The sequence below is a fragment of the Mesorhizobium sp. M2C.T.Ca.TU.002.02.1.1 genome, assembly GCF_003997225.1.
In genome coordinates this window covers 1-7627 of record NZ_RZTO01000244.1, presented here as the reverse complement: position 1 = coordinate 7627, position 7627 = coordinate 1, and the positions used below count along the sequence as shown (strand labels likewise).

The following is a 7627-nucleotide window of genomic DNA, read 5'->3' as shown; positions in this document are numbered from 1 at the left end:
TGCTTCCCTCCCGCCGCACTTGCGCCTCGCCGCAACTATGGCGCCAGGCCGTTGCGGTTTGGTTTCCGATTTGCCAACACCGCCGGGGAACCTTATGTCTGGCGGCCAGGACTGACAACAAAGATACCCATGGCGCGCGCGTTCCTGTTCGTTCTCGATTCTTTCGGCATCGGCGGCGCGGCCGACGCGGAACGCTATGGCGATGCCGGTGCCGACACGTTCGGACATATATTCAAGGCCTGCGCCGACGGTCGCGCCGACCGGGACGGCCTGCGCAGCGGGCCGCTCGCGGTGCCCAACATGATGTCGCTCGGGCTTGGTCGGGCGGCGCAAACCGCGACGGGATTGAGAACCGCCATCGACGCGCCGCCGATCGCCTCGGCTTTTCACGGCGCCGCCCAGGAAGTGTCGAGCGGCAAGGATACGCCCTCCGGCCACTGGGAGATCGCCGGCCTGCCGGTGCGTTTCGACTGGGGCTATTTCCCCGACACGGTGCCGGCCTTTCCGGCCGGACTGACCGAAGCGATCATCCGCGAGGGCAAGCTGCCGGGCATCCTCGGCAACTGCCATGCGCCCGGGACCGAGATCATCGAGCGTTTCGGCGAGGAGCATATCCGTACCGGCAAGCCGATCTGCTATACTTCGGTGGACTCCGTGTTGCAGATCGCCGCGCATGAAACGCATTTCGGCCTGGAGCGGCTTTATGAGCTATGCCTCACAGTGCGTCGGCTGGTCGACCCCTTGAAGATCGGGCGCGTGATCGCGCGGCCGTTCGTGGGCGAGACGCCCGCCACGTTCCAGCGTACCCACAATCGCCGCGACTACGCGGTGCCGCCGCCGGAGCCGACCCTGCTCGACCGGCTGACCGGGCGCGGCAGCAAGGTCATCGCCGTCGGCAAGATCGGCGACATCTTCGCTCATCGCGGCATTTCGGAAGTGCGCAAGGCCGGCGGCAACATGGCGATGTTCGACAAGGCGCTCGGCGCGATGGACGATGCCGGCGACGGCGACCTGGTCTTTGCCAATTTCGTCGATTTCGATACCGAGTTCGGCCACCGGCGCGATGTCGCCGGCTATGCCGCGGCGCTCGAGGCCTTCGACCGCCGGCTGCCGGAGGCATTTTCGCGCATCAGGCCGGGCGACCTTCTCATCCTTACCGCCGACCATGGCAACGATCCGACCTGGCGCGGCACCGACCATACGCGCGAACGCGTTCCGGTGATCGGCATCGGGCCGGGGCTGAAGGGCGGCGACATCGGACTGAGGCCGACCTTCGCCGACATCGGCGAAACCGTCGCGGATCATCTCGGCCTGGCAACCGGCCGCCATGGGACATCCTTCCTCGCGACGATAGGCGGCCATGCCTGAGCTGCCTGAGGTCGAGACGGTCCGGCGCGGACTGCAGCCGGTCCTGGAAGGGGCACGGCTCGTCAAGGTCGAGGCACGCAGGCCCGACCTTCGCTTTCCTTTTCCCGAGCGCTTTTCGGAGCGGCTTGCCGGCAAGACCGTGACGGCGCTTGGCCGGCGCGCCAAATATCTGACGATGCATATCGAAGACGGCCCGGTGCTCATCTGTCATCTCGGCATGTCGGGATCGTTCCGGGTCGAGGCCGCCGCGAGCAGCGACATCCCCGGCGCCTTCCATCACGAGCGCTCAAAAAGCGCAGTGCACGACCATGTCGTGTTCGACGTCGTCTCGGAAAAAGGCAAGCGCTCCCGCGTCATCTTCAACGACCCGCGCCGCTTCGGCTTCATGCTGTTTGCCGAAGGCGCGCCGGACGCGCATCCGATGCTGGCGGGACTCGGCATCGAGCCAACTGGCAACGCGCTCGACGGCCCCTTGCTCGCCTCGCTGCTGAAGGATCGCAGATCGCCGCTCAAGGCGGCGCTGCTTGACCAGCGGCTGATCGCCGGGCTCGGCAATATTTATGTCTCGGAAGCACTGTGGCGCGCCGGGCTCTCGCCGCTGCGCGAAGCCGGCACCATCGCCGGGTCGGCCAAGAAGGCGAAGGAACAAAGCGAACGCCTCGCCGAGGCGATCCGCTCGGTCATCGCCGATGCGATCGCCGCCGGCGGCTCCTCGCTGCGCGATTATGTCCAGGCCGACGGATCGCTCGGCTATTTCCAGCATTCCTTCGCGGTCTACGATCGCGAGGGGGAGCCGTGCCAGAAGCCGGGCTGCCGCGGCCACGTCGAGCGCATCGTGCAAAGCGGCCGCTCGACCTTCTATTGCCGGACCTGTCAGCGGTAAGCTAGGAACGGTATCGATCACCACCGCCGCGGAAGGAAGCGAAGCATGACCTATGAAACCATTATCGTGGAAACACGCGGCAAGGTCGGGCTGATCACGCTGAACCGGCCCAAGGCGCTCAATGCGCTGAATTCGCAAGTGCTCGCCGAGGTCGTGGCGGCGGCGAGCGCGTTCAACGCCGATCCCGCGATCGGCGCGATGGTGCTCACGGGCTCGGAAAAGGCGTTTGCCGCCGGCGCCGACATCAAGGAAATGCAGGCGCTGTCCTTCGCCGACGCCTACAGCCAGGACTTCTTCGTCGGCTGGGAGGAATTCACGCGCACGCGCAAGCCCATCATCGCGGCGGTCGCGGGCTATGCACTCGGCGGCGGCTGCGAGCTGGCCATGATGTGCGACTTCATCATCGCCGGCGACAACGCCAGATTCGGCCAACCCGAAATCACGCTAGGCGTCATGCCGGGCATGGGCGGGTCGCAGCGGCTGACCCGCTTCGTCGGCAAGTCGAAGGCGATGGACATGTGCCTCACCGGGCGGATGATGGACGCGGCCGAAGCCGAGCGGAGCGGACTGGTATCGCGGGTGGTTCCGGTCGCCGAGCTCACCGAGGAAGCGCTGAAGGCGGCGGCGAAGATCGCCGAGTTCTCGCTGCCATCGGTGATGATGGCCAAGGAGGCCGTCAACCGCGCTTACGAGACGACGCTCGCCGAGGGGCTGCGCTTCGAACGCCGTCTGTTCCATTCGCTGTTTGCGCTCGACGACCAGAAGGAAGGCATGGCCGCCTTCGTCGAGAAGCGGAAGCCGAATTTCACCAACCGCTAGGGCGTGCCGCCCGATGATTGAAAGCGGATGACGGCGCGCCGCGCTTTCAGTCTCCAAAAAGGCCGCCCAAAAAGACTGCCAAGTGGCGTTGACGCGCCGGAAAAGCTGAACTATAAGCCGCACCAACCGAGGCGGCCCTGTGGCTGCCCGTTTGTTTTTTGCGCCCTGCGGCACCCCGCTGGCGCCCACCAGATCAGAAGAGAGGCATCATGGCCAACACGTCTTCGGCCAAAAAGGCAACGCGCAAGATCGCCCGCCGCGCGGCGGTCAACAAGAACCGTCGCTCGCGTGTCCGCACTTATGTCCGCAAGGTCGAAGAGGCGCTGGCCGCCGGCGACAAGGCCGCGGCAGTGGAAGCCTTCAAGGCGGCGGAGCCGGAATTGATGCGCGCCGCCACCAAGGGCGTTGTCCACAAGAACACGGCTTCCCGCAAGGTTTCGCGGCTGGCCCAGCGGGTCAAGACGCTGTCGGCCTGACCGACTTAATCCTTAATCCATCGATGTGGAAACCCGGCCGCGCAGGCCGGGTTTTTTCGTTTGCCGGCAAGTACTTAAAAAAATCGCTCGCGAGCAACGCTTGTGACGCGATTCCAATGCCAGTAATGTTTTGCCGGCATATTCAGTGCCGCTGATATCGGCACGCCCTCCCCGCGGCAACTGCCCAAATTTGTCTGTCAGAAAATCCGTAGTTTTTTCATGGACTTACGGCGGGTCATCCACAGCTTGTTCAACTCACGGTCGAGCGGCAGGGGAGAAGTAGCTGTCAAGAGAATTATTTCAGAATATTTCGTTTCAGGCGGCCTTTTTCATATTCGCCGGAAAAGGGTTTGAATCACAATGGCTTTGTCAAAACGTGCCGTCCCGGCACCCGATTTCAAGCCCCGTCCGGTAACCAGATTCGTTAAAAAACCGTTAGATGTGGCCTTGCCCTATCCACAGCGATTTCGGTAATGTCCATCCATCGAAGGGACGGGCTTTAGCCCCTGACCCAGCCTGAATCGGCCAGCACAAAATGGCGGAATTCATGACGTGGAGCAATTCCGCGCGTGGCTTGGTTTGTCTCTTCGGTGCGGGTAGGGGACTGGCGTAATTGTACATGGCGATCGATGTCTCGCCGGCGTTTTCGCCGGAGGGTAGCGTATTGCCTTGGCTTTGTCGAAAGCCGGCGTGCGGAGCCGGCAGCTGGTCCCTTGCGCGAGTTGCGACGGTCGTTGCCGGCGGCGGCAGCGGCAACGCAGCAAATGAGGTCGCCGGACCAAGAATGCAGGAGGCGCATTCCCGGCGGGAAAAAGGGTACGAGAAGACAAGGAACTTTGATCATGCAAAGCGGCATCGAGAGGGAGATAGCGGGCGAGCTCCCATTTCCGGCAACTTTTGTCAAAGGGGACGACGTGGCGGTATCCAGCGACGCGGAACAGAAGTTCGAGCGGGTCAAGGCCCAACTGAAGGCGCGCCTTGGAGCCGAGGTCTATTCGAGCTGGTTCGGTCGCATGAAGGTCGCCGAGGCCTCCCGCGGCATTGTCCGCATCTCCGTGCCTACAGCCTTCCTGCGGTCCTGGATCAACGGTCATTATCTCGAGCTCATCGCGGAGCTGTGGCGGCATGAGGATCCGGACGTCCTCAAGATCGAGATCGTCGTGCGCACCGCCACGCGCCAGGGGCGCAACCATGTCGAGCCGGAAGTGGCGCCGGCGCGCAAGATGACCAAGCAGACGCATACCGCGCTCGCCAACGGCACCGCGAGCGCCGGGCGCGTGGAACAACGGGCGCCGGCGCCGCGCCCGGGCGCGCCCGCGGAACCGGAGTTCCGCCACAATGTGCTGGGGTCGCCTCTCGACCCGCGCTACACTTTCGCCTCCTTCATCGAAGGACCGTCGAACAGGGTGGCCTTCGCCGCGGCCAGGGCGGTGGCGGAATCGCAGTCGAGCGCGGTGCGTTTCAACCCGCTTTTCCTGCATGCGACCGTCGGGCTCGGCAAGACGCACCTGCTGCAGGCGATCGCGGCGGAGTCGCTACGGCACAACCCGAAGTCGCGCGTCGTCTACCTGACCGCGGAATATTTCATGTGGCGCTTCGCCACCGCGATCCGCGACAACAATGCGCTGACGCTGAAAGAGCAGCTGCGCGACATCGATCTCCTGATCATCGACGACATGCAGTTCCTGCAGGGCAAGTCGATCCAGCACGAATTCTGCCACCTCATCAACATGCTGCTCGACAGCGCCAAACAGGTCGTGGTCGCGGCCGACCGGCCGCCGTCGGAACTGGAATCGCTGGAGCCGCGCGTGCGTTCGCGACTGAATGGAGGCGTGGCGCTGGAAATGTCGGCGCCTGATTTCGCCATGCGGCTCGGCATGCTGAAGCTGCGCCGCGCCACCGCCAAGACCGATGACACCTCGCTCGACATCTCCGACGAAATCCTGGAGCACGTCGCGCGCACGGTGACCGGCAGCGGGCGTGAGCTCGAAGGCGCTTTCAACCAGCTTCTGTTCCGCCAGTCGTTCGAGCCGCAGATCACCATCGACCGCATCGACGAGATCCTCGGTCACATCTACCGCTCCGGCGAGCCGAAGCGGGTGCGCATCGAGGACATCCAGCGCATCGTGGCGCGTCACTACAACGTGTCGAAGACGGAGCTTCTGTCCAACCGGCGCACGCGCACGATCGTCAAGCCGCGGCAGGTGGCGATGTATCTGTCGAAGGTGATGACGCCGCGCTCATTGCCGGAGATCGGGCGGCGCTTCGGTGGCCGCGATCACACGACGGTGCTCCATGCCGTGCGTAAGATCGAGGACCTTTCGGGCGCGGACAACACGCTGGCGCAGGAACTCGAACTGCTCAGAAGGCTGATCAACGACCAGGCCTGAGGGGGCGCAGAAATAGCCGGCGGCGCGCTTCGCCGGCTTTATCCCCAGAAAGCCCGCGCTGCCGGCCGTAACCGGTGCCGCGGGCTTGCGTTCGCAGGCTTTTTACTGTCAGCTTACAGAGATTCTGGAAGCCTTTCAGGGCTTTCGCGGGATGCCGCCTGCCGGTGACCCGTTCATTCTTGAAGCGAGCCTGTTTGGTCATGCGTGTTATCCTGGAACGGTCAAATCTCCTGAAGTCCCTCAACCACGTCCATCGCGTGGTCGAGCGGCGCAACACCATTCCGATCCTGTCCAACGTGCTGCTCAGCGCCGAGGGCGCCAGCCTCGAGATGAAGGCGACCGACCTCGACCTCGAAGTGACGGAGGCGACGCCCGCCAAGGTCGAGCGTGGCGGCGCGACGACGGTGCCGGCGCATCTGCTCTACGACATCGTGCGCAAGCTTTCCGACGGCGCCGAGGTGATGCTGAAGACGGACGAGGACGGCAACGCGATGACCGTCACCTCCGGCCGTTCGAGCTTCCGTCTGCAGTGCCTGCCGCAATCCGACTTCCCGGAGCTTTCGGCCGGTTCGTTCTCGCATATCTTCCGGCTGGAATCGGCAGCGCTCAAGGGGCTGATCGACAAGACCCAGTTCGCCATCTCGACCGAGGAAACGCGCTACTACCTCAACGGCATCTACCTGCACACCGTTGAAGTCGGCGGCAAGCTGAAGCTGCGCTCGGTGGCCACCGACGGTCACCGCCTGGCGCGTGCCGAGATCGACGCGCCGGCAGGCTCCGAAGGCATGCCCGGCATCATCATCCCGCGCAAGACGGTGAGCGAGCTGCAGAAGCTGGTCGACGATCCCGATGTGGCGGTGACCACGGAGCTGTCGGACACCAAGATCCGCTTCACCATCGGCAGCGTCGTTTTGACCTCGAAGCTGATCGACGGCACCTTCCCCGACTATCAGCGCGTCATCCCGACCGGCAACGACAAGAAGCTGATCATAGACCGCCAGAGCTTCGCCGCGGCGGTGGACCGCGTTTCGACCATTTCCTCCGAACGCGGCCGGGCGGTGAAACTGTCGATCAATGACGGCCAGCTGACCTTAGCCGTCAACAACCCCGACTCGGGCAGCGCCACCGAGGAGCTGGCGGCCGACTATTCGTCGGACCCGATCGAGATCGGCTTCAACGCCAAATACCTGCTCGACGTCGCCGCCCAACTCACCGGCTCGGAGGCCAAGTTCATGCTGGCCGACGCCGGTTCGCCGACGCTGATCCATGACATGGCCGACGAAACCGCGCTCTATGTGCTGATGCCGATGCGGGTCTAGGTCCGGGACAGGCGTATATGTCGCCGTGACCGCGGATGCGAAACAGCTTCGGCAGCAAAGCTATGTAAGTAAGCTGACGCTTACGAATTTCCGTAACTACGCGGCGCTTTCACTCGACCTTGCGCCCGGCGCGGTGGTGCTGTCGGGCGACAACGGCGCGGGCAAGACCAATCTCCTGGAAGCGATCTCGTTCCTGACGCCTGGCCGGGGCCTGCGCCGCGCGCCCTATGCGGATGTGGCGCGCGAAGGCGGCGATGGCGGCTTCGCCCTGCATGCGCGCATCGAGGGGCCGGAAGGCCAGGTCGAGATCGGCACCGGCATTTCCGGCGGCGACGCCGCCGGCGAAGGCGGCAGGAAGGTGCGGATCAACGG

General features: G+C 64.2%; 8 protein-coding genes. 7 read left to right on the top strand and 1 reads right to left on the bottom strand.

Translation table 11 applies throughout. The features are described from left to right. Positions 1 to 129 precede the first annotated feature (129 nt). From EOD07_RS15105 to dnaA, 5 genes are all read left to right on the top strand, one after another. Positions 130 to 1368, top strand: a complete 1239-nt coding sequence (locus tag EOD07_RS15105; protein ID WP_127236038.1) for a phosphopentomutase — start codon at positions 130 to 132, stop codon at positions 1366 to 1368. After that, positions 1361 to 2251, top strand: coding sequence for a bifunctional DNA-formamidopyrimidine glycosylase/DNA-(apurinic or apyrimidinic site) lyase (mutM, locus tag EOD07_RS15100; protein WP_127236037.1), 891 nt, complete (start codon positions 1361 to 1363; stop codon positions 2249 to 2251). Before EOD07_RS15105 ends, mutM begins: the two co-directional genes overlap by 8 nt. A 45-nt stretch (positions 2252 to 2296) precedes the next feature. Next, positions 2297 to 3070 (top strand): enoyl-CoA hydratase, encoded by a 774-nt coding sequence (locus EOD07_RS15095; RefSeq protein WP_127236036.1) that lies wholly within the window; start codon positions 2297 to 2299, stop codon positions 3068 to 3070. A 209-nt stretch (positions 3071 to 3279) separates the two neighbouring features. After that, the gene (gene rpsT / locus EOD07_RS15090; protein WP_040985913.1) at positions 3280 to 3546 is read left to right on the top strand and encodes a 30S ribosomal protein S20; all 267 of its coding nucleotides are present in this window, start codon (positions 3280 to 3282) and stop codon (positions 3544 to 3546) included. A gap of 842 nt (positions 3547 to 4388) precedes the next feature. Continuing rightward, positions 4389 to 5936 (top strand): chromosomal replication initiator protein DnaA, encoded by a 1548-nt coding sequence (gene dnaA, locus EOD07_RS15085; protein ID WP_127236035.1) that lies wholly within the window; start codon positions 4389 to 4391, stop codon positions 5934 to 5936. Here dnaA and EOD07_RS15080 read toward each other — a convergent pair. Continuing rightward, positions 5920 to 6138: a hypothetical protein gene (locus EOD07_RS15080; protein ID WP_127236034.1), complete on the bottom strand. Its 219-nt coding sequence runs from the start codon at positions 6136 to 6138 to the stop codon at positions 5920 to 5922. The two genes, dnaA and EOD07_RS15080, sit on opposite strands and share 17 nt — an antisense overlap. On the opposite strand from EOD07_RS15080, the gene dnaN reads away from it, so the two are divergent. Continuing rightward, positions 6137 to 7255 (top strand): DNA polymerase III subunit beta, encoded by a 1119-nt coding sequence (dnaN, locus tag EOD07_RS15075; RefSeq protein ID WP_073989394.1) that lies wholly within the window; start codon positions 6137 to 6139, stop codon positions 7253 to 7255. The genes EOD07_RS15080 and dnaN overlap by 2 nt on opposite strands. Before the next feature lie 25 nt (positions 7256 to 7280). Continuing rightward, positions 7281 to 7627 (top strand): AAA family ATPase (locus tag EOD07_RS15070; protein ID WP_164772261.1); only part of this gene is annotated, 347 nt, incomplete at its 3' end.